The sequence below is a fragment of the Cryomorphaceae bacterium 1068 genome (genome assembly GCA_027214385.1).
In the GTDB taxonomy this organism is placed as follows: domain Bacteria; phylum Bacteroidota; class Bacteroidia; order Flavobacteriales_D; family Cryomorphaceae; genus JAKVAV01.
Genome location: JAPVXR010000011.1, coordinates 96,693 through 123,258 on the forward strand (window position 1 = coordinate 96,693; position 26,566 = coordinate 123,258).

20 protein-coding genes are annotated in these 26,566 nt (G+C 43.5%); 14 read left to right on the forward strand and 6 right to left on the reverse strand.

Annotated features, from left to right (window positions below; all coding sequences use genetic code 11):
* The first annotated feature begins 69 nt into the window (after window positions 1-69).
* The 8 genes from O3Q51_13525 to O3Q51_13560 all read left to right on the forward strand — a co-directional run bounded on the left by O3Q51_13525 (window position 70) and on the right by O3Q51_13560 (window position 12,772).
* Window positions 70-3,117, forward strand: a complete 3,048-nt coding sequence (locus O3Q51_13525) for a hypothetical protein (protein MCZ4409835.1) — start codon at window positions 70-72, stop codon at window positions 3,115-3,117.
* A 97-nt stretch (window positions 3,118-3,214) separates the two neighbouring features.
* Entirely contained in the window at window positions 3,215-4,150 is a 936-nt protein-coding gene (locus tag O3Q51_13530; GenBank protein MCZ4409836.1) for a porin family protein, read from the forward strand.
* A gap of 181 nt (window positions 4,151-4,331) precedes the next feature.
* A complete protein-coding gene (locus O3Q51_13535; protein ID MCZ4409837.1) occupies window positions 4,332-5,603 on the forward strand; it encodes a hypothetical protein in 1,272 nt (423 codons plus the stop codon).
* Window positions 5,600-6,919: a hypothetical protein gene (locus O3Q51_13540; protein MCZ4409838.1), complete on the forward strand. Its 1,320-nt coding sequence runs from the start codon at window positions 5,600-5,602 to the stop codon at window positions 6,917-6,919. The genes O3Q51_13535 and O3Q51_13540 overlap by 4 nt, the downstream gene beginning before the upstream one ends.
* Window positions 6,920-6,943: 24 nt before the next feature.
* Window positions 6,944-8,659: a T9SS type A sorting domain-containing protein gene (locus O3Q51_13545; protein ID MCZ4409839.1), complete on the forward strand. Its 1,716-nt coding sequence runs from the start codon at window positions 6,944-6,946 to the stop codon at window positions 8,657-8,659.
* A 295-nt stretch (window positions 8,660-8,954) separates the two neighbouring features.
* A complete protein-coding gene (locus tag O3Q51_13550; protein MCZ4409840.1) occupies window positions 8,955-11,297 on the forward strand; it encodes an ATP-binding protein in 2,343 nt (780 codons plus the stop codon).
* Window positions 11,278-11,691, forward strand: a complete 414-nt coding sequence (locus O3Q51_13555; protein ID MCZ4409841.1) for a response regulator — start codon at window positions 11,278-11,280, stop codon at window positions 11,689-11,691. The genes O3Q51_13550 and O3Q51_13555 overlap by 20 nt, the downstream gene beginning before the upstream one ends.
* Before the next feature lie 22 nt (window positions 11,692-11,713).
* Complete coding sequence (locus O3Q51_13560; protein MCZ4409842.1) at window positions 11,714-12,772, forward strand: response regulator; 1,059 nt, start codon at window positions 11,714-11,716, stop codon at window positions 12,770-12,772.
* Between the two features lies 1 nt (window position 12,773).
* Here the strand turns inward: O3Q51_13560 and O3Q51_13565 are convergent, their stop codons facing one another.
* The 3 genes from O3Q51_13565 to O3Q51_13575 form a co-directional block, all read right to left on the reverse strand.
* The gene (locus O3Q51_13565; protein MCZ4409843.1) at window positions 12,774-13,226 is read right to left on the reverse strand and encodes a GreA/GreB family elongation factor; all 453 of its coding nucleotides are present in this window, start codon (window positions 13,224-13,226) and stop codon (window positions 12,774-12,776) included.
* Window positions 13,227-13,247: 21 nt separating this feature from the next.
* Entirely contained in the window at window positions 13,248-13,820 is a 573-nt protein-coding gene (locus O3Q51_13570) for a uracil-DNA glycosylase family protein (GenBank protein MCZ4409844.1), read from the reverse strand.
* Window positions 13,821-13,898: 78 nt separating this feature from the next.
* Window positions 13,899-14,480 (reverse strand): hypothetical protein, encoded by a 582-nt coding sequence (locus tag O3Q51_13575; GenBank protein MCZ4409845.1) that lies wholly within the window; start codon window positions 14,478-14,480, stop codon window positions 13,899-13,901.
* 368 nt (window positions 14,481-14,848) lie between these two features.
* Between O3Q51_13575 and O3Q51_13580 the strand changes: the two genes are divergently transcribed.
* The 4 genes from O3Q51_13580 to cydB all read left to right on the forward strand — a co-directional run bounded on the left by O3Q51_13580 (window position 14,849) and on the right by cydB (window position 20,727).
* Window positions 14,849-16,693, forward strand: coding sequence for a S9 family peptidase (locus O3Q51_13580; GenBank protein MCZ4409846.1), 1,845 nt, complete (start codon window positions 14,849-14,851; stop codon window positions 16,691-16,693).
* Window positions 16,694-16,819: 126 nt separating this feature from the next.
* On the forward strand, window positions 16,820-18,085 hold the full coding sequence (locus tag O3Q51_13585; GenBank protein MCZ4409847.1) for an FAD/NAD(P)-binding oxidoreductase: 1,266 nt from the start codon (window positions 16,820-16,822) through the stop codon (window positions 18,083-18,085).
* A gap of 225 nt (window positions 18,086-18,310) precedes the next feature.
* Window positions 18,311-19,687 carry a cytochrome ubiquinol oxidase subunit I gene (locus O3Q51_13590; GenBank protein ID MCZ4409848.1) on the forward strand — a complete coding sequence of 459 codons (1,377 nt, stop codon included), beginning with the start codon at window positions 18,311-18,313 and terminating at the stop codon, window positions 19,685-19,687.
* Window positions 19,688-19,692: 5 nt separating this feature from the next.
* Window positions 19,693-20,727: a cytochrome d ubiquinol oxidase subunit II gene (gene cydB / locus O3Q51_13595; protein MCZ4409849.1), complete on the forward strand. Its 1,035-nt coding sequence runs from the start codon at window positions 19,693-19,695 to the stop codon at window positions 20,725-20,727.
* A 22-nt stretch (window positions 20,728-20,749) separates the two neighbouring features.
* Here cydB and O3Q51_13600 read toward each other — a convergent pair whose 3' ends face one another.
* Together O3Q51_13600 and O3Q51_13605 are read right to left on the reverse strand one after the other, a co-directional pair.
* On the reverse strand, window positions 20,750-22,774 hold the full coding sequence (locus tag O3Q51_13600; protein MCZ4409850.1) for a urocanate hydratase: 2,025 nt from the start codon (window positions 22,772-22,774) through the stop codon (window positions 20,750-20,752).
* Window positions 22,775-22,782: 8 nt separating this feature from the next.
* The gene (locus O3Q51_13605; protein ID MCZ4409851.1) at window positions 22,783-22,965 is read right to left on the reverse strand and encodes a DUF5522 domain-containing protein; all 183 of its coding nucleotides are present in this window, start codon (window positions 22,963-22,965) and stop codon (window positions 22,783-22,785) included.
* Between the two features lie 221 nt (window positions 22,966-23,186).
* Here O3Q51_13605 and O3Q51_13610 point away from each other — a divergent pair, with 221 nt between their 5' ends.
* A complete protein-coding gene (locus tag O3Q51_13610) occupies window positions 23,187-24,311 on the forward strand; it encodes a glycosyltransferase family 1 protein (protein ID MCZ4409852.1) in 1,125 nt (374 codons plus the stop codon).
* On the opposite strand, the gene O3Q51_13615 is transcribed toward O3Q51_13610, so the two are convergent.
* On the reverse strand, window positions 24,308-25,054 hold the full coding sequence (locus tag O3Q51_13615) for a methyltransferase domain-containing protein (protein MCZ4409853.1): 747 nt from the start codon (window positions 25,052-25,054) through the stop codon (window positions 24,308-24,310). The genes O3Q51_13610 and O3Q51_13615 overlap by 4 nt on opposite strands.
* A gap of 61 nt (window positions 25,055-25,115) precedes the next feature.
* On the opposite strand from O3Q51_13615, the gene O3Q51_13620 reads away from it, so the two are divergent.
* Window positions 25,116-26,561, forward strand: a complete 1,446-nt coding sequence (locus O3Q51_13620; protein MCZ4409854.1) for a polysaccharide biosynthesis C-terminal domain-containing protein — start codon at window positions 25,116-25,118, stop codon at window positions 26,559-26,561.
* Window positions 26,562-26,566 lie beyond the last annotated feature (5 nt).

A 26,566-nucleotide genomic window follows, 5' to 3' on the forward strand; every position in this document is an offset into this window, starting at 1 on the left:
TGTTAAATGAACTTCGCCACTTATTAAGCACAGCATTGTACTAGGGATTTCTTTTCCCATACTTGCCTTGTGGAAACAAGAGATAATACATCGAATGAGCTCTCAGGTAAGGAGAATTCTTTTATTTTGGTGGAAAACCAATCTACCACTCACGCTAATTTGATGGAAGGGAATTCCAATCCATTTGTCGGTCTTCGAGCTTTCGACCCAAATGAGAGTCAATTGTTTTTCGGAAGGGAAGAACACGTTTCTGATGTCAGAGCAAAGCTCGAATCCAATCACTTTGTCGCAGTAGTCGGCACTTCTGGAACTGGAAAGAGTTCTTTGATTCGTGCAGGTGTTTTGCCTTCGATAGCTTCCGAAAACGAGAATGACGAGTCTCCCAATTGGCATATTGTTTCGATGAAGCCAGGGAATGACCCACTTGGAAATCTTTCCAAATCTGTTTCTGGTAAGTTCCAAAGCTTAGACGAGGATAAAACGCTGACTTTGATCAAGAGGAGTTCCTTGGGGTTGGTTCAGGCCATGCGTGGAATCATGGAATCCAATGAGCGACTCTTAATTCTTGTTGATCAATTTGAAGAGGTTTTTCGATTTACTACCGACGCATCTGAAGACGCCATGCAGGTGTACAATCATTTTGTGCAGACTTTGGTCGATACGATGCGTCAGCGCGATATTCCGATTTATCTCATTCTAACACTTCGATCTGACTTTTTAGGAGACTGTGTGCGCTTCGCGGGCTTACCCGAAGCCATTAATGATGGTCATTATTTAGTTCCGCGAATGCGCGAAGAGCAAATCAAGCGGGTCATTACGGGCCCGATAGCATTAGCCGAAGGTAGAATTTCCCCTCGTGTGGTGCAGAAAGTGGTTCAGGAGATGGGCAATGACTCCGACCGACTGCCCATTTTGCAGCATGCTTTAATGCGAACTTATGATGTTTGGCAATCTGCAGGAGTGACGGGTGAACCAATTGATGTGAAACATCTCGACCAAACGGGAGGCATAAATCAAGCATTGTCAACCCATGCCGACGAAGCTTTTAATGAGCTAAGTCAAGATCAGCAGAAGCTTGCTGCAAAAATATTTAAAGCATTAACCGTGAAGGCGGAAGGAAGTCGTGGGGTGAGAAGACCTATGAGCCTTAGTCAATTAATAGAAGTGACAGAAGCTTCGAGCGACCATATACTATCGGCTTTAAATCCTTTCAGAAAGTCAGGAAGAAGTTTTGTATCGCCTGGTGAGACGGCCGAAGTAAATGACTCGACCATATTCGATATTTCCCACGAAAGCTTAATGCGCGGTTGGAAACGCCTCAAAAACTGGACGGAAGAGGAGATGGATTCTGCTGCACTTTATGTGCGCATTTCAGAAGCGGCCGCTTTGCATAAAGAAGGTGCCGCCGCGCTCTGGAGAGATCCCGAATTGCAACTGGCTGAAGATTGGAAAGCGCGCCAAAAGCCAAATGATGCCTGGGGTTCGCTTTATCATTCAGGGTATTCTGATGCCATGAGTTTTCTGGAAAAAAGTCACGACCGGCAAGCGGCAGAGGTAGCAGCCAAAAAACGACGCTCACTATTGGTTCGGGCGGCCGTATTGGTTTTTGTAGTGGTGGTTACTAGCCTATCTGCTTGGGCACTTTACCAATCAAATATCGCTACTGAAAAATCACTGGAAGCTCAGGCAAAAAGTGAGGAGGCATTGAACGAAAAAGCGCGAGCTGAAACGGAAAAAGAGCGTGCAGTAGAAGCTTCTCAATTGGCTGAAGAGGCCCAACTCACCGCGGAAGAAGAGGCCGCAAGGGCCGAGCGTCAAGCTAAAATAGCGGCTGAGCAAGAAAGTCTTGCCAGCGAAGAGAGAAATAAAGCTGAATTGGCCGCAGCTCTGGCAATGACTGAGCGAGAAAAAGCCCTTCAGCAGAAGGAATTGGCCGACCTTAAAACGGTTGAGGCACTTACAGAAAAACAAAAAGCTGACTCCGCAAGAGATGAGGCCTACCGTTTGCGCATGATAGCCTTGAGTGAAAACGTGGCATATCAGTCGGCCCAAATTACCGCAGATCCTGAGTTGGCAGCGCTTCTGGCCATTGAGTCATTTAAACTGGCTCGCGAAAATGGGGGAGACCCTAACAATCCATCCCTTTACGCATCAGCACAAAGAGCTCTGGAGAATATAGATCGTTCCTACAGTCCTATCAAAAAACAATTAAATACCAGTGTCGTGGCAATGAGTGTTGCTGGATCAAAGGCTGCTGTCATAGATAAAGAAGGCTCGTTTACCACCTTCAATGTAAACAATGACTACACTACAATTGTCTCCGAAACGAAGCTCAAGGCAGGAGAGGAGCTCAACTCAGCTGTCTTCCTTAGTGCTAACCTTTCGTATGCGATCGGTTTACAAAATTTAAACATCAAGACTTCAGAAGGAACTGTTCTCAGCGGACATGAGGGATTTTTGAGAGGTGCGGCGAAAACGGCTGATGGTGCTCAATTGATCACAGGAGGAAGGGATGGACTCATCAAAGTATGGGACGGGAATTCTGAAGTGTATTCAAACGATTTAGGTTCTCGAGTGAGAGACTTGACGAGACTTGGAAACAAAGATGAGTTTCTTATTGCCTTAGAAAGTGGAAAGACATTAAAGTTTAAGCTTAACGATAAGAGGAAAATGGATTTTTCTTCTCGGAGTGGCGTTCGCGCTGAAACTCTTTCTTCTTCTACAAGCGGAAACAGAATAGCCATAGGGTACTCTGACGGAATTGTTGAACTTCTTTCAAAAAGCGGAGGCCAAATCGCACAAATTCCACATGTAGGAAGCATTAAATTCCTGGAACTAATTGAGGGTGACGACCTCTTGATTGTAGGCACCAGTGCAAAAGCGGTTTTCATTTATCAATTGAGCAATCCTACCGCATTGCCTATTGAAGTTAGAGACAATAGACCGATCGAAGCAGTGGCTTTTTGTCCTGTAAAAAAAGCGATCATCATTGCTACCTCAGACCGTAAACTCAAAGAATACCCCGTTCGAAATCAAGATTGGATCAACCAGCTGGAAAGTTTGGTGAGTCGCCAATTGACTGCGGCAGAGCGAGAAACTTTTATTGAAAAAGAATAAGTAAAACAGCATGACTAGACTACATCTATATCGAACTATAACAATTGCAGTTGGAATATTCCTGTTTCACACGATGATTGCGCAGAACAGTCCTTGTATGACAAAACTGAAAGATGCGGGACTATTGATAGAAGAGGGGAGAAATGATGAGGCTATCAATCTATTAAAAGATGCCCTTGAGAACTGCAACTTCTCGTCAGAAGACAAGATCACGGCTCACAAAGCTTTGATACTAGCCTACTTCGAAATTGATGATTTGGAAAGTGCCGATGCCTCGGCGGAAGCCATCATAAAAATCAATCCCAATTACAAGGCGGACAAATTGCGCGATCCTGCCGAGATGATCGCACTTTTTGAGAAGTACAAGCCGGTAGTGACATTCAGGGCGGGATTGACTGGTGGAATCAATAGTACTTCCGTCGAGGCATCGGCTACTTATTCTATTGTTACCGATGATGATACACCCGGATTAGCCAACTATGAATCAGAGGTAGGTTTTCAAATTGGCGCTACAGCTGAATACCGACTTTGGATGGAGCTTTGGGTAGGTTCGGGATTGAGCTTTCGGCGATCTTCCTATTCCAATTCTGTACCCAATGTAGAGGGAAGGACCATTTCTTACAGTGAAGACCTGAACTACTTTGATATACCGTTGAGCCTGAATTATTATTTTCTTGATTCCAAATTACAGCCCTTCGTTACTGCAGGCGGACAGGTCTCCTTTTTGGCTTCGGCAGTGGGAGAGCTTAGTCGTGACGATATTTCAGATCTTGTTGATCGTGACATCCAACGGGAAGATGTGATGGTTGGTTTTTTCGGTGGAGCTGGACTAGCCTATCAATATGGCAACCTTTCTTTCCGCTTATCGGCAAACTATATGTTCTACCCCGAAGAGGTTAATAAAGAAGGAACCCGCTACGAAAACTTGGAAAGCATTTTTAGGTACTACTACCTCGACAATGATTTTACCATCGACTTTTTGCAGGTCAAAGCGGGTGTGGTGTACCACCTAGGATTTAAGACCGCGAAATGATATCCTGTCTCTCCGCTTTATTCGTTTTAATGGGTTCAGCTCTTGCGAATTTTCCACTTGTAAAAGGAATCCTAGCACTTATTAAGGAATATTTGTTTGCTCTGTGGAATGCTTGTATCATCGTGTGGTGAATAAAGCTAGCACTAAGTTCAACACGATCTGAGACTAACAGGAATGATAAATGCTGAATAGCACATACAAAGTCTTCTTTTTTCTTTCTGTAAGCCTTCTTTTCAGCGGTTGCCAGAAGAGTGATGATCCATCTGATGGAATTCAAGAGATTTCTCAAGTCAAGATTCTAGGGGATTGGAATGTGGCAAATTCACATACCGTAGTTGCTGGAAATGGCGTCTATATTTTACTGTTTAGCGATGTCGAATCTCAATACATTGCTAAATTGATGACAAATGAAGGCGCAGAACTTTGGACCAAGAACATCAGTGAAGAAACCGGGCTAATTGCGTCAGAAGAATCACTCGCTATAGAAGAAGGCTTATACGATACGGATGGCACATTTGTATTTTTTTCTCACCGCAGACTCTTTAAAATAGATCTACAGGGAGAAGTGGTCTATGACAATCCTGATTTCCTATCAGCTTTTTCTAGTGGAGTTAGTTTTATAAGCATCCTAAACGCATTTGTGACCAGTGATGGCGGGTACCTTGTCACAGGAAGTATACGCGTAGGAACGGGCAATACAAGGGCTTATTATACGAAGTACTCCAAAGAAGGAGATGTTATATTTTCTAAGACTTATTTTATCGACACGGGTGGTAATATGGGTATAACCGGAGCTGTCGAGCAAGATGGTTTTTATATGTTGGGTGGCTATTATTCGGTGACTTCAGGAACAGGTAATAACCAATTTTACCTGCTTAAAATTTCATCTAGTGGTAAGCTAGTTTGGGCTCAGAACCACAGCACTTTGTCTACGGATTTCTTTTACCCTTTCAGCTACGAAGCAATACTTGGAAGGGAATTGATCCCCTTAGCCAATGAGCAAACCATGTATATTATGGTACCACCAAATGAATTTATGGCAGATCGGCGGTCGAAGGGATTTATCTTAGATGAAACGGGGGCTGTGGTCGACAGCATTTTCTTTGATTTATCCGACTCAAATGCCGCCGGTGGTGCACATCCCGGTATCGGAAAAGGTATTGTGCAAACAAATGAAAACTGTTTTGTCGGAATTATAAACCCTATTGCTAGCATTGAAGGGACTGTTCTTCCTAACGAAATCAATGTCCCCATCAATTACGAAATTCCAAATTTCGGTTATGTCTATACTATTGATGCTTTTGGAAGAATTGAAGATATGAAGTATGTCAACCGGTCTTTGTCGAATACTTTTACCGCTATTGCATTGCTGTCGAATGGGAATACTTTGATTTTCGGAGTTCAAGCGAGTATTAACAATGAGGTGCGGCTCATTTTAATTACCAACAAATGAGCGGGTTGAAAATATTGATTTGCCTATTCGCTTTGATTACTTGGGGATGTTCCAAAGATTCCGATTCAAGTCGGAGTTTCTCTTCTATCAAATTGCTTGATACCAGTACAGATTATTTGGCAAGAACCATATTAACACTTCCTGATGGTTCAGTTTTTATGGGCTGTGTGGGGCAGGAAGATGAAGGGAATCCAGGGAATTACGGAACTAGACCCTCCCTACTTGCCAAGTATGACGGTCAAAGTGCATTGGAATGGGTAATAGAATTACCACCGGAGGTATACGTACTATGGAAATGCATCTCGTTGAGCAATGGACACATTCTGGCGGTTGGATATGACAATGAGCGCAACTCCCAAATGGTTGGAGCGGTAATTTTGGATTCTGAAGGTACCGTATTGCATACAACAAGTTTTTTCAATCAATTATCCACTTCGAGTAGTGACGGTCCAAGAAGCACCGTAGATGCGATTCAAATTCAAGATGGCAGGATTATTTTGGTGATCCCAAACCGTATTACTGAGAATGGTAATGCCGTTCTGCGTGTCGTCTCATTAGACGATCAACTATTTGCTCTTGAAGACATTAATTACGAGAATCTGGACGATCTGGAAAATCGGGGGATGAGGCAATTTAGCATTGAGCAAGACTCTAACGGAGATCTTCTTATTGCAGGAACCATGATACGTACCGTGGGATCGGAGAACCCGTTCATGGGCATTATCAAATTAAGTAGTAGCCTTGATGTTATCAGTTCTCGGGCAATCACATCTTTAAGCATTCCTTTTCCAGGTCCTTTCGAAGGAAACTCCCGTGGTGAAATTGCATCTAATATTGCCCTTGATCCTATTGGTTATCCTGTTTTTGTGTCTTCATTGCGCAATCCAAACGATAGTCTTTATGAGCCACTTTTTAATTTGAGAGATCAAGAGTTTTTTATGCGTGCTCCGCAGTTTGAGCTTTGGAATGTCAATAGCAATGAAGTGGAAGCTCCGATAAAGCAAATCAGCGGTTATCCTTCCAATGCAATAATTCAGAAATTACGAAGTACAAGTGACGGCGGCTACATTATGGTTGGCACCTGCGGAGTAAACGATAATCAGGGTATTCCTTCAAATTACCAATTGCTCATCGTCAAAGTAGATCCGTCCTTGAATCTTCAGTGGTTGAGTTTTCCACGTATGCAATACGCTACACTTGGCGCAGATATAATCGAATCAGGGGGAGGCTACTTAGTCACTGGTTCACAACGTTTCCTCGGTCAAACGAATAAGCCTTTCTTTTTACGAATCAATCAATCGGGAATTATAGAATAATCCGATTTAGCAAAAATGAAAATCATGAGAAAAATTAACTATTGTCTATTTAGTGCTTTGTATCTTTCCAGTCTTTCCATGCAGGTAGATGCGCAAACGCCTGAATGGCAAAGTGTAACAGAGTCGGGTGGTGCGGAGAGTGAAACGGCTAGACTGATATCAGAAGATCAGGATGGAAATGTTTTTGTTGCGGGGAATTATTCAGGTGATTTTTCATACGCAGGTCAATCTTTTGAGTATTCGGAAAACGAGAACCCAAGTGGTTCAGATGCTTTTCTCTCAAAATTAAGTCCAGATGGAACCACGGTATGGTCCATAAATCTGGGCAATCCAAATACTCAACTTTCATATTTTTCAGGATTGGTAAATGACTTTGAAGGTAATACCTATCTCTGCGGAATTATTCAACCTACTGTACCTGGTTTAATGGTATCATTTGCCGGGTTTGAAGTAATCGCAAACCCGCCAAACTCTGCGTTCTTATGTAAAATTGATGCTGATGGAAACGGTGTATGGATCAAGACATTTAGTGCATCGGGAAGCGATTTCCTAATAACGGTAAACCCCTCTCTCGGAATAGATAGTAATGACGATCTTATTCTTGGTGGTTCTTTTACAGGTACATTGGACTTAGATGGTACAATTTTATCAGTGATAGGAAATCATTTTGACCACTTCACAAGTAAGTTTGATTCAGATGGAAATGTGCTTTGGGCCAAAAGTTTCGGGAGTTCCAATACAGAACAACTCTTAACCTTAAGCGTGGCAAGCGACGATGGTATATTTCTCGGTGGATCTTGGTCAGGGGATAGTCTCTTTTTGGGTGACTTAGTTGTCGTAAACGACGACCCATTGGTGGGTGACAATTTTGATCGGTGGATTGGAAAGTTGAATTCAGATGGAGAGGAAATACTTCTAAGCCGAGAAGCCGTTGGTGGTTCTAACCCTTTTCTTGTGAACCCCGCAGCTATTGCACCTGCAGCAGATGGTGGTGCAATGATCCTTTCGGGTGTCTATAATCCAATCACGATTGGCGGAGAAGAAATCAGTGAGAATGGAGTGTTGATGACAAAATATAACTTTGAGGGACAGCTGGCATCCGTTGAATTCATTGCTGAATTGACACCTTCAGGGACCATCATTCCAGATGGTAATGGAAACTACTTTTATGCTGGGAATTTCACAACGCCGGAAATAACCATAGGTACGGATGTATTTTCCAACATGGGTGGAGCAACGGGTACGACCGATGCGGTGTTAATCCAATGCGATGAAAATGGGGCCACCAATTACGCACTGCAAATAGGGGATGTAGAGAATGAATCTATTTCAAGATTGAGATTGATGTCGTCGAGTCAATTGTTGGTGGCTGGAACGTACAATAGCTCAAGCTTAAGCTTAGGTGGCGAAACGCTTGAAAATATTGGGTTTCTGACCAATGATTTTTTCTTGGGTAATTTGGATTTCACTACGGGGCTTATCGAATGGAACGATGCCGAGGAAATTTCTGTTTTTCCAAATCCAGCTAGCGACTTACTTAGCATCGACTTACCATCCATTGAAAGAGGTAATTCCAAGGTGTCCATTTTCGACATGAATGGTCGTGTTGTTTATCAAGCCAATGAAAGGATGAGCAAGGTGAAGCGTTTGGATGTGTCTTTCCTCGAAAACGGAATTTATGTTTTGGATATCCAAGGGGCAGAAGCTCATTATGTGAGCAAATTTATTGTCAATAAGTAAGCAGCACTTGCTGCACTTTCAGAAATCATTAAGACTTTGAATAGGAAGCCTCCACTTTGGTGGCTTTCACTTTTTTTGAATTGAACTCAAGCCATAAGGTTTGAGGGGTTCAACAGCAGGGAAAGGCAAATTTATCTTTAGGATGTGGCGTCGGAAAACGAAGATTACCCCACTTATTAAACCATCTATGCCACTTGTTAAGAATCTTTGTAATTCCGCTTAACAAGTGGCATACTTGTATTGAGGTATCCTCTAGAGACATAAAAATAGGCGAGCTTCTTAAATCAAACCGTAAATGACTATCGTATTCATCGTAGTATTTCTTTTGGCAGGCATAGCAGTTGGTTTTTTTGTGTCCAAAGCAAAGGCAGCGAAAGAGCAGAGCTCTGTATTGCAATTCCTGAAGGCCTCCGCTACAGGTCAGATAGCCGATGAAGCTGGAATGCCTGATCGGGCTAGAGAAATTGCAATACTGATCAAGTCAACACAGGAAGAAGAGGAGATCGAAAAGTCTACAAGTGATCCTGCAGTCGATGAAAACATTGATACTACAATAAAAGAACGACTCAATAATACCCTTATCATCAATGAACTCGGGCAAAAAATCACTTCTTCGCTCGAACTTGAAAACACCTTCGATCACCTACACCACACCCTCAACTCCTTAATGGATGCTTCCGCATTGGAATTGGGCGTGTACAATGAAGAGATGGAAAGATGGTCGGTTTTCTCCAATCTGGAAAAGCCTCATGTGGGTGAGTACAATAATCACTTTGCAACTTGGGTGCTTAAGAATGACCGTGTGGTTTTCTTGAATGACGCCGAACTTGATTACGGCCGATTTGTGGATACGCCTCTGCAATTGAAAGGTGGAGAGATGGCTCAAAGTCTGATGTCGTTTCCCATTTCCATTGATGGAATCGTTCGCGGAACCATTACTATCATCAGCTTTAGAAAAGACGCTTTCAACGATTACCACAAGGACAGCATCGATCAGCTTCTCGGCTTTCTTTCGGTGGCTTTGCAAAACGCTTTCACTCACGAGCAACTCAATCTTTTGAAGATTAGAGCAGAACAGAGCGAAAAACACGAGCAACAGTTCCTGGCAAACATGAGCCACGAAATTCGCACTCCGATGAACGCCGTTTTGGGAATGACGAATCTCCTTCTCGATACGCCCATGAACGAGAAACAAGTGAAGTACCTCAGGGCTATCAACACCTCTTCGAAGAATCTACTGGTTATTATCAACGATATTCTCGACCTCAGCAAGCTCGAAGCGGGTAAAATGGAAATCGAACGGATCCCTTTTCGCATAAGAGATGTCATTGAAAATGTGAGTGAAACAAACCGATTTAAAGCAGAAGAGAAAGGCTTAAACTTCGAAATAAACATCAGTCCCGACATACCCGATGTAGTAAAAGGCGATCCGACCAGGCTCAATCAAATTATCACCAATCTATGTTCCAACGCCATCAAGTTCACCGAAAAAGGACGTATTACCATAAGTGTGGATCAGCCCAAGGATAGCCATTTTATCTCTTTCCGAGTAATCGATACAGGAATTGGAATTCCCGAAGACAAATTGCACTTGCTCTTCAGCAACTTTAAGCAAGTAGATTCAAGTACGTTTAGAAAGTACGGTGGTACAGGGTTGGGACTTTCTATCTCAAAAACACTGATCGAACTGCAAGGTGGAAAGGTAGAAGTGAAAAGTGAATTAGGGAAAGGATCCGAATTCTCAGTGCAAATTCCATACGAAGTGGGTGATGTGGATGATGTTAAGAGTTTGGATGGCGATAAAAAGTCCGACTACAGCTCATTGACTGGCATGAGAATCCTCATTGCAGAGGACAACGAGTACAATCAAATTGTGGTAAATGACACTTTGGAATCGTTGATTCCTGATGTACACCTAGACATTGCCGAGAATGGCTTGATTGCTCTGGAAATGGCAACGACCAATGAGTATGATGCGATTCTTATGGATGCTCAAATGCCCGAAATGGACGGATTGGATTCTACACGTTCGATTCGAAAATTAGCAGACTCCGACAAATCTAAAATCCCAATCATAGCCCTAACCGCAAGCGTGCACAAAGCCGATATCGATAAATGTCTGGATGCGGGAATGGACGATTTCGTTCCCAAGCCTTTTACACGCGATGAACTACTCGGTACGCTGGCCAAATATTATGAAAGTGCGAATCCAAAAACCGAGGTGAAGAAACAATCGGTTCCTGCCAAAGAAACTCCATCTGAGGTATCAGAGAATGCCATTGTTGCACCTCAAAATGGTATGGTTACACATCTGGAATTCTTGCGCGAATTTGCCGAAGGCGACGAAACGAGAATGAGAAAGTACGTGGGTATGTACCTGAAGCTTCTTCCCGGGAATCTGGAGAAGATCGAAGCTGCCACTGCTCAAAATGACAATGAATTGCTCGTAAAAGTACTGCACTCCATGAGGCCACACCTCAACTATATGGGGATGAAGAAGGCAGCTGAAATTGCAGGGAATATTGAAAGTGCCGTGCGAGAAGAAGCTGATCAGTCATTTGTACCTGAGGCGGCACAAACAATTTTAAATCAATGTAAAAAATCTGAAGGCGAACTAAATGAATGGCTTAGCAAATAAATTTACGGGCAATCGCACCAAGCGCATCTGCATTGTAGATGATGACGAGATGCTCAGCATGATGCTGGAAGATCATCTCGCCAAAAACCCGTCGTATTTCATAGAAACATTTCCTACGGGTGAGGATTTTTTAAAAATCTTGGATGAGGAAGAAACCCCTGATGTGATTATCTTGGATTTCAATTTGGATTCAATTCAGCCCGAAGCAATGAATGGTCTTGAGGTGTTGAAGCAAATTAAATCCTACGATCGAACCATAAAAGTAATCATGTATTCATCTCAAGAACAATACGGCAAAGCTTTACAAACCATTTCGACGGGTGCAGTAGAATACATCATCAAGGACGATGGGGCGTTTCAAAAAATTGAAAAAATTTTAAGGGCCTTAAGCTAAAGAGATTGCTCCTACAAAACCTATGGATAGCCGAGAGTTAAATATATTGATTATTGAAGATGACCCGTTTATCACGATGGTTTATCAAGATCATATGGAAGCTTCAAAAGCTGCTCATTTCAAGTGGGATGTATGCACTGACTTGGCATCGGGTATCTCCGCATTGGGTAGTAAGTCGTATGATGTTCTTCTGCTGGATTTAAACCTTCCCGACTCAGACCACGAAAACACCGTTTCTCGAATACCTGAAATATCAGACCATCTTCCCATTGTGGTGATGACCAGTACCAATGACGAACTACTGGCTCTTAAAACCATGAACATGGGTGGGCAGGATTATTTGATTAAAAACAAGCTCGACCCTACGCTATTTATACGGTCGATGCTATATGCCATTGAGCGCCACGAACTGAAACGAGAACTGAAATCAGCCAAGAAAAAAAGCGACGATTTGTTGTTGAATATTCTTCCGGCAGAAGTTGTGAAAGAAGTCAAAGTAAATGGTTTTGCTGAAGCAAAAGAATTCGATCAGGCCACTATAATATTTACTGATTTCAAGGGGTTTACAGCGATGAGTGAAAAGGTTAGTCCAAAGCAATTGGTCAAAGACCTTCACGAATGTTTCTCAGCTTTTGATAGAATTACTTCGGCGTACGGAATAGAAAAAATAAAGACGATTGGAGATGCTTACATGGCGGCTGGCGGATTGCCAACACCCAATAAAACCCATGCCACCGATATCATTAATGCCGCTTTTGAGATGAGGGATTTTGTAGCCGAAGGCAAAAGGAGAAAAATAGAAAATGGTCTTCCTTATTTTGAGATAAGAATTGGCATAAACACGGGGCCGGTAGTGGCCGGTATTGTTGGTCTAAAGAAGTTTCAGTACGACATTTGGGGAGATACCGTCAACACCGCCAGCCGCATGGAAAGTAGCGGAGAAATAGGTGAGGTGAACATTAGCCGCACAACCTACGACTTGGTGAAAGACAATTTGAATTTCCATTTTGAGTCAAGAGGCAAGTTAGAGGTCAAGGGAAAGGGGTTGATGGAAATGTGGAGAGTCCATTCAAACAAATGAGTCAGCATATGCTAATCAGAGTGATTTCTTGACCTCGGAATTCCACGCTCTCATCTCTTCTTTTTCCTAACATGGCCTGACCGATTGGAGATGCAGGGGAGATGACAAAGTAGATCTTGCCATCTAATTCAACCTTGCCCATGCCCATTGCCATGAAATAAACGCCCGATGTGGTTTCTACCAAACTCCCTGTTTGGACGAATGCTGATTTTTCCGATGGCAGGTGTTTGAGGGAGTTGGCTTGTTCCTTCAATTCAATCAAGCGTTTGCTCAGATTGTCGAGTTCCGTTTGAGCCATAGCGCGGCCGACGGCGTGTTTATCGCCTGCGGTGCTCTTCGATTCTGAATTGCGTGATTCCTCCAAGCCTTCGATTTGGACTTGGAGTTCTTTGATTTTCTCGTTGGTATTTTCCAATAAAAACCGAATAAGTTCAACTTTGGGTGCAGTGGTCATAGTGTCAATTTGCAGGAATTATTAGTGATTGATGACAGCTTTTATCTTCTCTTGTAATGCGGGCACGACCTCTTTTTCAAACCAAGGATTCTTTCGCATCCATATTCCGTTGCGAGGCGACGGGTGGGGGAGTGGAAAGAATTCGGGAAGGTAGTCATTAAAGGTTCTGACCGTTTCGGTGAGGGTCGATTTTCGATTAGTGCCCAAGTAAGCTTTTTGAGAGTATTGGCCAATGAGCAGCTTCAGCTCCAAGCCATCCAGCGTATCGAATAATTGATCGTGCCAGGTCGCTGCGCATTCCGGTCGTGGAGGCAGGTCTCCGCCTTTTCCTTTTCCCGGATAGCAAAAGCCCATTGGCGCTATTGAAAATAGATCTTCGTTGTAAAAAGTAGCTTCATCAACACCTAGCCATTTCCTCAGATTTCTCCCACTAGGATCCATAAAGGCTATACCCGCCTCATGGGCAATCCTACCCGGGGCTTGACTTACGATGGCAATCTTGCTCTTACTACTCCCGCTTAAGATGGGTTTGGGCCCGAGCGGAAGGTGCTCACAGCAGATGGTGCATTGGCGGATGTCATGAATTAGGCTCATTGCCGCACCAAGAAAAAGAAAAAAGCCCGAACTAAACGATTCGAGCTTTGGTCATTTAATGGTTGTTATAAATGATGCCTACCAAGGGAATTCTTCTGCCCAGAAAAATCCCACAACATTGGTTTCTTGACTGGTAAATGCATTGAAAGTGGCGTCAACTTCTCCAATTACAGAATAAACTCCTGCAGCTGTTGACACGTCTCTTGAAATCTTGATGGTACCCTCTGCGTTTCCGGTGAAAGGTGACCCACTGATTGAGTAGAACTCTGAGAATACTTCGGTCATGCCTCCGGTATCTTGTAAGTCCAAGCGGAACGGGAACAACGTGTGATCCTTATTAACCGCATCACTGGAAGCAGTATCTTGAGGGATACTGATTCGAAAGAAAAAAGTAGCCGTATCTGTACTGATCAGAAACTGTCTGTAATAATCCAGATCCAAAAGTTGTCCATCTGCGTCATTTACACTTGTGCCACCTGTACTCACTGTTGTGCCATCGGGATAAGTAATGTCAAATGTGGAACCTTCAGTCCCACTTACGAAGCTAAAGCCGGTATTTGTGGGTGGGTTAGAAGGCCCGTTGTCATCATCGTCGTCATTGCAGCTCACCAATCCAACACACAAAAGCATCATCACAGCCCAAATGAAATTGTTCTTCATGTTTTATTTTTTTGAATTTTGGACAAAACTAAACGCATAGACTCCATTTGCAAATGGACTAGGTTTAGAGCATGTGCATTACTTTGGTGTATATTTAGTTGTAGAATAATGTTTTAGAGTGATCATGAGTCAGGTTTAGTGAGGTGGAAATCATGAGAATTAGTGAGGAGCCTTCACCTTTCTCAAAGTGAAGAGTGACTCAGTACAACCAACGTTTATCATTTTTTAACCCGAGCCAAATCAATTTATTGTCATGTTTGTTGACTTCTCAACATTGGTGAAAATGCCGGAAAGATAATGGCGGTATTCATCTCAAATGCATTCAAAGATGGCGGAGTATCCTCCGTTCAAAAAATAGATACCAAGAAATGACAAACTCAGCTCTCTCGGTAATTCCCGAGATTCCGGTAGAAGACTTTTTTAAAAACCCCGAGATTTCCGCCTTTCGGATTTCGCCCGATGGGAAATACTACTCGTATTTAGCGCCGTGGAAGAGCAGGATGAACATCTTCGTGAAAGAAGTGGGCAGCGATGAGGCGAAACGAATTACCGGCCAAACGGATCGCGATATCCAAGATTGTTTTTGGGCCAGTGCAGAACGAATCGTTTACCTTAAAGATGACAACGGGGATGAGAATTTCTACCTCGTAGCTTTAGATCCCGATGGAAGTGATCTAAAGCCCCTCACGAGAATAGAAGGAGTGCGAACCCAAATCATCGACGATTTGGAAGAAGACAAGGAACACATGATCGTGGGGCTGAATAAGCGCAACCCGCAGCTTTTTGATCCTTACCGCCTCAATGTGAAAACGGGCAATCTGGAATTGATCATGGAGAATCCTGGTAACATTACGGGCTGGATGACCGATCACGACGGCAAGCTCCGCGTGGCCATGACCAGTGATGGGGTGAATACTTCCTTGCTCTACCGCGATTCAGAAGATCAGTCTTTCGAAACCATTCTCACCACCAGCTTTAAGGAGACACTCAGCCCTGAGTTTTTCACTTTTGACAACAAGAAACTTTACGCAAGTAGTAATTTGGGCCGAGATAAATCGGCCATCGTCGTATTCGATCCCAAAACGGGAAAAGAGGAAAACGTGCTCTACGAAGATCCTGACTTCGATGTGAGCGGATTGGGCTTTAGCCAAAAAGAGAAAAAGCTCACCGCCGTTTCGTACACGGGCATCAAGCACAAATACCATTTCTTTGACGAGGAGAGGAAAGCCATGCACGAGAAGTTGCAAAAGGAGTTCCCCGAGATGGAAATTTACTTTGTCTCGAGAAATGATGAAGAGGATAAATTTATCATCAGAACACATAGCGACAAGTCACTCGGTGCTTACAGTTTATATGATAAGGCGAATGGTGAACTGACTTTTATTGGCAATACGGCACCCTGGCTTGACGAAAAACATATGGCTTCGGCGACGCCAATCAAATACCAAAGCCGCGATGGATTGACCATTCACGGTTACCTTACTTTGCCGGCAGGCTACGATATGGATTCGGCTAAAGGCCTGCCCGTAGTGGTCAATCCACACGGAGGACCATGGGCCAGAGACACATGGGGCTTCAATCCCGAAATTCAGTTGATGGCCAATCGAGGTTTCGCTGTATTGCAAATGAACTTCCGTGGATCAACGGGATTTGGTCGCAAGTTCTGGGAAGCCTCCTTCCGCGAATGGGGAAAGAAGATGCAAGACGACATCACCGACGGTGTGAACTGGTTGATAGAAAAAGGTATCGCTGACAAAGACCGCGTGGCTATCTATGGCGCCAGCTATGGCGGGTATGCTACCCTTGCAGGAATGGCCTTTACACCCAGCATGTACGCTTGTGGAATTGACTACGTAGGCGTGTCGAATCTTTTCACTTTTATGGGAACTATCCCTCCGTATTGGGAGCCGTTTAAAAAGATGATGTACGAAATGGTGGGCGATCCTGAAGACGAAAAGGACGCAGAGATGCTCCGCGCAGCTTCCCCTGTTTTTCATGCTGATAAAATCACAGCACCTCTTTTCGTAGCTCAAGGAGCAAAAGATCCACGCGTAAATGTGGATGAAAGCGATCAGATGGTGGCAGCAATGAAAAAGCGAGGAGTTGAGGTGGAGTATATGGTGAAGGAGAACGAAGGACACGGCTTCAGAAATGAAGAGAACCGCTTTGAATTTTACAGGGCGATGGAGCACTTTCTCGCGGGGCATTTATAAAACGTGACGGAGAAAGATATCTCTTAATTAGACCTTTTCTAACTCCTTTATTTGCCTCAAGTAACTCAGGTCACATTTTCCTGAATTCTACTCCTTATCTTTAGCTGTTGAATAAAACCTATCGAGATGAAATCACATTATGAAGTAATTATAGTAGGCGGTGGAACGGGAGGAATAATGACTGCTGCTCAGTTAAAAAGAAAGAGACCCAACACTGAGGTAGCTATTATCGAACCGGCAAAAGATCACGTCTATCAGCCGGCGTGGACGCTAGTAGGAGCGGGAACTTTCGATTACGATGCGACAATAAGACCCGAGAAAGATCAAATTCCGAAGGGGGTAGAGTGGATAAAAGACTTCGCAACGACTTTTGATCCTGAAAACAATAAAGTAAGCACCAAGTCATCCGGAGATTTCACCTATGATTATTTAGTTCTGACCCCGGGAATTCAAATGGACTTGGACGCCCTTCCAGGTCTGAAAGAAGCACTGGGAAAAGATGGGGTTTGCAGTAATTACACAGATCCAAATTATACTTGGGAAGTACTCAAGAAATTTGCTGGAGGAAATGCCGTATTCACGCAACCTGCTACTCCAATAAAGTGCGGTGGTGCACCTCAAAAAATCATGTATTTGGCGGAGCACTATTTGCGTAAGAATGGCCTCCGAGATATGTCCAACGTTATATTTGCTACGCCGGGCTCTGTGATTTTCGGAGTGAAAGAATTTGCGAAAACATTGAATAAGATCATTCTGGAAAGGGATATCATATTCAAGCCTTACTATGCGCCATCGAGGATAGATGGACCGAATAAGACCATCTACTTTCATTACTCAGAGCCAGGAGAGAATGGCTGTGTGATAAACGAAGGAAATTTGATTAATGAGCGACTCGAAGGTGAAACCGTGATTGCGATGCCTTACGATATGCTCCATTTGGCTCCGCCTCAGTCAGCCCCCGATTTCATTAAGGACTCTCCTTTTTCATTTAAAGAAGGTGCGAATAAAGGCTGGATGAATGTAGATATAAACACCTTGCAGAACCCTGATTATCCCAATGTATTTGGTTTGGGCGATTCGGCGGCATTGCCCACAGCAAAAACAGGAGCAGCTATTCGAAAGCAAGCACCTGTTGTAGTAGGTAATATCATCCATATCATGAACCACGACAGCAAGCCGCAGGAGAAATACGAAGGATATAGTTCCTGTCCATTGGTAACGGGTTATGGAAAAATGGTATTGGCCGAATTCAAGTATGGAAACGTGCGCGATAGCGATCCATTCCTCAGCAAGTTTGTGGATACTACCAAAGAGCAATACAGTATGTGGATCCTCAAAAAATACGGACTTCCTTATCTCTATTGGAATCAGATGATGAAGGGGAAAATGTAATATTCTTTTAAGTTTTTTCTTTCCCAAAAAACAGTGATTGAAATCACAATTGAGAAAGAGATGTCTTGTACCTTTGAAGCCGTGAATCATATGTGTTGAGAGAAACAAAACAGAGATCGACAGAGGACGTTTATCGCTTGGTAGCGAAACCAACTTCCTTTTTTCAAATAATTCTGAAATCATTTAAACGCCCGATCATTCGGGCGTTTTTTTTTAGCAAAATCTATGGATGTTGAAATATTAGCTCGAATTCAGTTTGCCTTTACGGTAGCGTTCCATTACATCTACCCTCCATTGAGTATTGGTATTGCATTGGTTATGGTGTTTATGGAGGGTATGTACCTGCGTACGGGTAAGAAGGTGTATGAGAATATGACCCGTTTTTGGGTAAAGATATTTGCCTTGACTTTCGGTATTGGCGTCGCTACGGGAATTGTGATGGAGTTTGAATTCGGAACAAATTGGGCCGTCTACTCCAGGTATGTTGGTGATGTATTCGGCTCGGCTCTGGCTGCCGAAGGGATTTTTGCATTTGCATTGGAGTCGGGATTTTTGGGCATTCTTCTTTTTGGTTGGAATCGAGTGAGCAAGAGGGTTCACTTTTTTTCTACTATAATGGTCACTTTGGGGGCGATGTTTTCTGCCATTTGGATTGTTGTGGCCAACTCTTGGCAACAGACTCCCACAGGATTTCACATTGTAGGAGAAGGTATGCAGGCACGAGCTGAGATTACAGATTTTTGGGCCATGGTATTCAATCCTTCTTCCATTGAGCGAATAAGTCATGTTTGGATCGGAGCTTTCTTGGCGGGAGCATTCTTGGTAATGAGTGTTCACGCCTATTACATCCTGAAGGGGCGCAATATCGATCTTTCGAAAAAGGCATTTGGAATAGCGCTGAAAGTGGCAGTTGTTTCTTCCTTGATGCAACTTTTTACGGGGCACCAAAGTGCGGAAGTTGTAGCCGAATATCAACCCATAAAATTGGCTGCTATGGAGGGGCATTATGATAGTCTTTCAGTAGCTGACCTCTATATTCTGGGTTGGGTCAATGCCGAGAAGAAAAAGACCACGGGACTGAAGGTGCCGGGTGGTTTGACCTTTATGCTTCATCAGGATGTTGAAACGCCTGTCAAGGGCTTGGATGCCTTTCCCGAAGAAGATCATCCCGATATGATTAATGCCGTATTTCAGACCTATCACATTATGGTAGCCATCGGGATGGTTCTCATTGGCTTGAGCCTCTTCGCCGCATTTCATCTTTATCGAGGTACCCTTTTTGAGAAGCGATGGCTCATGTGGGTTTTTGTACCGGGAGTCTTGCTTCCACAAATAGCCAATCAGTTTGGCTGGTATACTGCCGAAATGGGCCGTCAGCCTTGGGTGGTGTATGGGCACTTGAGAACAAGCAATGCTCTAAGCGAAACCGTAACGGCAAACCATGTGGCATTTTCACTCGTCCTGTTCACTCTCGTCTACATGCTCCTGTTCGGACTCTTCATATACCTTTTGAGTCGTAAGATTAAGCATGGCCCTGATGATCCCGAATTGCACCAACACAGTCCGCGTCATAGTCAAATGGCATCATCCGTAAATCAGTAGAAATAATGGAAACGTTTTTAGGATTCGACTACCCCACCTTATGGTTTTTTGTAGTGGGAGGTGTATTTACCGGATACGCCATATTGGATGGCTTTGATTTGGGAGCAGGAGCTGTGCACCTCTTTTTCAGGAAAGAAAAGAGCCGCCGTATTGCACTGAATGCCATTGGCCCTGTTTGGGACGGAAATGAAGTTTGGTTGGTTATTGGAGGTGGAGCCTTGTTTGCCGGTTTTCCCATTATCTATGCCAATATGTTCTCGGCTTTTTACATTCCGTTTATGCTCTTTTTGGTTGTGCTTATTTTTCGAGCCATCGGGATTGAGGTGCGCTCAAAAGAGGAGAATAAAACATGGAGAAAATTTTGGGATGTAGCCTACAGTTTATCTTCTATTTTGATAGCCTTTCTTCTGGGAGTAGTAGTAGGTAATATCATTCTTGGGATTCCCTTGGATGAAGATCACCTCTTTCGTGGTAGCTGGTTGGATTTTCTGAATCCTTATTCCATCTTGGTCGCTATTACGACGGTAGCACTATTCATGATGCATGGCTCTATATACCTCACCATGAAAACGGAGGACCGACTATACGACAGGCTAACCGTTCTCGTGAAGAATTCCACGATATTTTTTGTCATGAGCCTGATTGTCGTAACCATTTATACGCTACTCTATCTCCCGCATATGGTCGATCAACTCAGCGCGCATCCCGTGATGTTTATCATTCCTTTGATTATGATGCTGGCTGTTGCCAATATCACTCGCCAAATATCTAAGCGAAAGTACCTCTACGCATTTCTCTCTTCGGCTTTAGTAATGGCTATGCTGCTTATTATCGTGGCTCTAGAGCTTTATCCGACGGTGATTTTTGCTCCGAATAGTCCTGAAAATAGTCTGACCGTGTACAATGCAGCTTCTTCCGAGAAGTCATTGGGTATTATGCTCACTTTCGCTGCTATCGGAGTACCATTGGTCGCCTCGTATACTGCCTTCGTATTTTACACTTTCAGGGGAAAAGTGAAATTGGATGAAACGAGTTACTAAGCTACCTCAGGCGGGCAAAAAGCTATTGTAAATTGTCAAGAAGGGTGGAATCAACCTTATTCGGCAATGTCACTTTCAGTTTCGACTCTTCTTCCATGGCTCTCTTGATAGCAAAAATCGCCTCATCATTTCGGGCCCAGCTCCTTCTGGCTATTCCGTTATTAACGTCCCAGTGAAGCATGCTTTTCAACTTCTTTTCGCTGGATGCGCTACCGTCGAGAAGCATACCGAATCCGCCGTTTATCACTTCGCCCCAGCCTACGCCGCCGCCATTATGCAAACTCACCCAAGTGGCGCCACGGAAGGCATCGCCAACAAAGTTTTGGACGGCCATGTCAGCGGTAAATTGTGACCCGTCGTAGATGTTGCTGGTTTCCCGGTAAGGGGAATCCGTTCCTGAAACATCGTGGTGATCCCTTCCGAGAATGACTGGCCCGATGTCGCCTAAAGCGATAGCCTCATTAAAAGCCTTCGCAATTTTTACGCGTCCCTCAGCATCGGCGTAAAGGATGCGAGCTTTGGAGCCCACAACTAATTTATTTTCTCCTGCAGCCTTGATCCAGCGAATGTTATCAGACATTTGCTGCTGGATCTCTTCGGGGCTGTTTTCTTTGATTTTCTCCAAAACCTTCGCAGCTATGGCATCCGTTTTTTCCAAGTCAGAATCCTTATCTGAGGCACAAACCCATCTAAAAGGACCGAAGCCATAATCGAAACACATCGGCCCCATTATGTCTTGAACGTAAGATGAGTACTTGAAATGAATGCCATCATCAGCCATGACATCGGCACCCGCTCGTCCTGCTTCCAGCAAAAAGGCATTTCCATAATCGAAGAAGTAGGTGCCATTTGCCGAATGCTTGTTGATGGCAGTAGCTTGCCTCTTCAGGCTTTCTTGCACAGAGGAGTGGAATTTTTCGGGATCTTCCACCATCATTTGGTTCGCTTCTTCGTAGGTCAATCCTACAGGGTAGTAACCACCTGCCCAAGGATTGTGCAATGAAGTTTGGTCAGAACCAAGTTCAACAAAAATTCCCTCTTCGTAAAACTGCTCCCAAACATCTACCGTATTTCCAATGTAAGCAATGGATACCACTTCTTTATTGGCCTTAGCCAATTTCACCCGTTCTACCAATTCAGACATTTCGGTAATGATTTCATCTACCCAGCCTTGCTCGTGTCTTTTGTGAGCCGCCTTTGGGTTGATTTCGGAAGTCACTGACACACAGCCTGCAATATTTCCGGCTTTTGGCTGAGCTCCACTCATCCCTCCCAATCCACTGGTTACGAATAGCTTTCCTTCCAGTCCCTCTCCATGTTTCGAAATTTTTCTACCTGCATTCAAAACAGTGATGGTTGTACCGTGTACAATTCCCTGCGGTCCGATGTACATATAAGATCCTGCAGTCATTTGTCCATACTGAGTTACGCCCAGTGCATTGAACTTTTCCCAGTCATCGGGTTTGGAGTAATTCGGAATCATCATTCCGTTTGTAACCACTACTCTGGGGGCATTTTTGTTGGATGGAAACAGGCCCATTGGATGACCACTATACATGACCAATGTCTGTTCATCTGTCATTTCAGAGAGATACTTCATAGTGAGCAGGTACTGTGCCCAATTTTGAAATACTGCACCATTTCCTCCATAGGTAATCAGCTCATGGGGGTGTTGTGCCACTTTTGGATCCAAGTTGTTTTGGATCATAAGCATGATGGCAGCTGCTTGTTTTGTTTGAGCCGGATACTCAGATATGGCTCTGGCATGCATCTCATAATGTGGTCTGAACCGGAGCATGTAGATGCGGCCAAAATCATTCAGCTCTTTGTAAAACTCGGGAGCCAATATGGGGTGAAACTTAGGGTCGAAATACCGAAGCGCATTTTCCAAAGCCAATTTCTTTTCGGTAGGAGTCAGAATTTCTTTTCGTTTCGGAGCGTGATTCGTATCAGGGTCGTAAGGTCTTGCGTCGGGTAAGTGATTGGGGATCCCTTCACAGATGAGTTCCTTAAAAGCCTTTGTATTTTCTCGAATTGAAGTTTCCATTTTGAATTTTATTTGAATCGTCCCTTTTTTTTATCAAAGCCATAGGGACAATGCTTACATCCGTTTTGACAACAGTAACCTCTTTTTAAAAGATACTTCGCAGTAAAGACAATATAGCCTTCCTCGCTCAGGTAGTAATCGTCTTTCTCGAATTCCTTCCTTCTACCAAAATCACCAAAACCTGTGGACATGTCTGCAAATTTCGTCAATTTGATCCAAACAGTTTCCCTCTCTCCAAGGCATTCTTTCACACCTGTTTTCTCATGCTGATTTTCTTAGCTTTGCAGCCTTTGTTTAAAGCCAATCACTGCATGAATCTTGATGCGTTTTTCACTCTTCCGGAGGCCGAACTGCGAGCAAATGATGAACCGATCGTTTACCGCAACATGGTTAATTCTGAAAAGCTGTTCGTATGAAAATTGCGGTGAATACACGGCTGCTGCTCAAAGACAAAATGGAGGGCATAGGCTGGTTCACTTACGAAACGCTAAAGCGAATCACCACTTCTCATCCGGAGATTGAATTCATTTTTATTTTCGATCGTAAGCCTTCACAAGAATTTATTTTTTCACAAAATGTGAAGGCTGTTGTGGCGCACCCTCAATCTCGACATCCGATATTGTGGTATTTGTTTTTTGAATTCGGGGTATACCGCGTTTTGAAAAAGCACAAACCCGATTTGTTCCTTTCTCCCGACGGATGGTTGTCATTGCGATCAAATGTTCCTCAATTGTCGGTCATTCATGATTTGAATTTTGAGAAACATCCTGAGTTTGTCCCTTTCCTTGTTCGAAAGTATTACCTCTATTTTTTCCCGAGGTTTGCCAAGAAAGCTCGGCGCATCGCGACAGTTTCTGAATACTCTAAAAAGGACATCGAGAACCGCTACGGAGTAAATAAGGATAAAATCGACGTGGTGTACAATGGTGTGAATGATGTGTTTCGGGTTCACACACCTTCCGAAATTGAAGCGATTCGAAGACAGTTTACTACAGGAGTTCCGTACTTCTTATTTGTAGGTTTGATTCATGCCCGAAAGAATCTGAAAAACCAATTGTTGGCTTTTCTAAAGTTTAAAGAACGGCACGCTAGTGACCTGAAATATGTTATCGTAGGGGAGAAGTTTTGGTGGGATAATGAGATCGATGAGGTTTTGAAGAATTCGAAATTTAGCGATGACGTTATTTTCCTCGGTCGGAGAAGAATGGATGAACTCATTGCGCTTTATGGTGGAGCCTATGCACTCACTTACGCCAGTTTCTTCGAAGGCTTCGGCATACCCATTATTGAGGCATTTAAATCAGGAGTTCCCGTCATTACTTCAAACACTTCATCAATGCCCGAGGTTGCAGGTGAAGGAGCTCTATTGGTGAATCCTAACTCCGTAAATGAAATTGCTGAGGCGATGAATAGGCTTGTGACAGATTCTTCAAAGCGACAATCTTTGATCGCTTTTGGTAAAGAACGAGCGAAGAAGTTTACGTGGGAAAATGCCGCTGAAGGACTTTGGAACTCTATCCAAAAAGCACTCTCCTAATCTCTGGTAAAAACAGCGTTGATGCCTGTTCGAAAGGTTTGTGGGAGCCAGTTGGTGACGGCATCAAACAACCGCCCTTTGTTCGTGAATCGCGCAAAGTAATTGCTTGTCTCATAGTCGGTCATTCTTAAGCCTGCCTCTTCGCCCAGCTCCTTCAGTTCTTTTACGGTGTATTCTCTGAAATGACCGGGGTTATCTTTATTCAATCTGATCAGTTCGTATGGATTATTCCCGGCCAACATGTGTATGCGCTTCTCCAAAGCCACAGCATTGGGCGTTCCCAAAATAAATAGCCCTCCGGGTTTCAAGAAACTTCTGACAAAAGAAAGAACGTGAACCGGGCTCGTGTGAAGATGCTCTAAAACTTCTCCCATGATAACAACATCCATCTTAGGGGGGCTGATCCACTCTGATTTTTGATCGCTCTTGTTCAAATCGAATTGATGAAACTTCGATGGATCTATTTTGATAAACTCCGGGAAATGCCCACCTCGACTTGCGGCATGCGCGAATCCCATCGTGTATATTTCTGCCTGGGGGAGATTCTTGGAAAGAACATCAGTAAAGAAACTCGGCCCAATATCCATGACACTAAGACCTTCACCATTTTTGGAATTCACCGATTTTAAAATCAAATCTATTAGAAATGAAAATCGCTTTGAATGAATTGTGATGTAATCTTTCGATTCAGAATCTTGAACAAGAGGTAGATAGTGTCCTAATATTTCTGCAGTAGAGCGCATTTTTTAATATTGGCGAGCAAAGATAATTTTTTTGTATTGTTGTGGGTCTCGATAGGGCGAAATGCAAAGAAAGTTTCTTTCCAGTTTAGGTCTCATATTACTCCTGAACTTAATCGTAAAGCCATTCTATCTGCTAGGAATTGATGCCGAAGTGCAAATCCGAGTGGGGAAGGATGCTTATGGACTTTATTTTGGCCTCTTAAACCTGAGTTTCATCTTGAATATGTTTATCGATCTAGGAATAAACAACTTCAACAATCGAAATATTTCTCAGAACATCCAACTGGTTTCAAAGCACTTCACAAAGCTTTTTACCATCAAGGCCTACCTAGCCTTCGGGTATGCCCTGCTCACCCTTGGGTTGGGGTTAGCTTTGGGATACGGACAAGAATCCTTTGAGATACTCGCTCTTTTGACTTTGAATCAAGTGTTGGTTTCATTTATTCTCTTTGGGAGATCAAACCTTGCTGCACTTCATCTTTTTTCAAGAGACAGTATCATTTCAGTACTTGATCGGGCGCTGCTAATTGCATTTTGTTCCATCTTCCTCTTTACCAATTTTACCGACCAGGAGTTCAAAATAGAGTGGTTTGTGTATCTACAAACTTTAGCTTATGTCATCACTCTATTGGTTTCCATCTTCATGCTTCGCGGCAATATAGGGCGACTCAAGTTTAAGTTTGATAAGTTGTTTGCCATCCAAATATTCAAGAAGAGTATTCCCTATGCTACGTTTACACTGATAGCGGGGCTCTACAATAGGCTGGATGGAATTATGCTGGAGAAGATAGGTCCGGAAGGGAGTTTTACGGCAGGAGAGTATGCTCAAGGCTTTCGCTTTTTTGAAGCAGCATCCATGTTTGCCTATCTCTTTGCGGTATTGTTGCTGCCCATTTATTCACGAATGCTAAAAGAGGGATCTCCTATTAAACCTATGGTGGATACCGCGACGAGATTACTACTCGGGAGTTCTTTAGCGGTAGCGATTTTGTTTTATTTCCACGGCGATTTTGTCTTGGAATGGAGGTATCCCGATGTCACGGAAAGTTCAGCTCAAGCCTTTTCTGCATTGATGATTGGTTTCGTCGGTGTAGGGATGTTCTATGTTTACGGAACCCTCATGACAGCTGATGAAGATTTGAAGAAATTGAATTACATCTCGATCGGGGGGTTGGTGCTTAACGTGCTTCTCAATTTCTACTTGATCCCGATTCACGGCGCTTTTGGTGCTGCTATAGCCACCATGGCCACTCAGTTGTTTGCGGGAGTTGCCCAACTATTCAGTGTGGTGATTCGATTCAAGTTTGGTGTGAATACCAGGTTGCTTTTACAATTCATTCTCTATGGTATTCTTGCAGTTGGCACCAATCTTTTCCTTGAGGATTTCATACCGGAAAATGCATTCTATCGCTTCCTCGTTTCCGCTCTTGTTGGAGGAGTGCTTTTACTTGTAACAGGTTTGTTTTCAGTCAACAAATTCGTTCGCCTTTTGAAAAGCAATGAATAAATTGT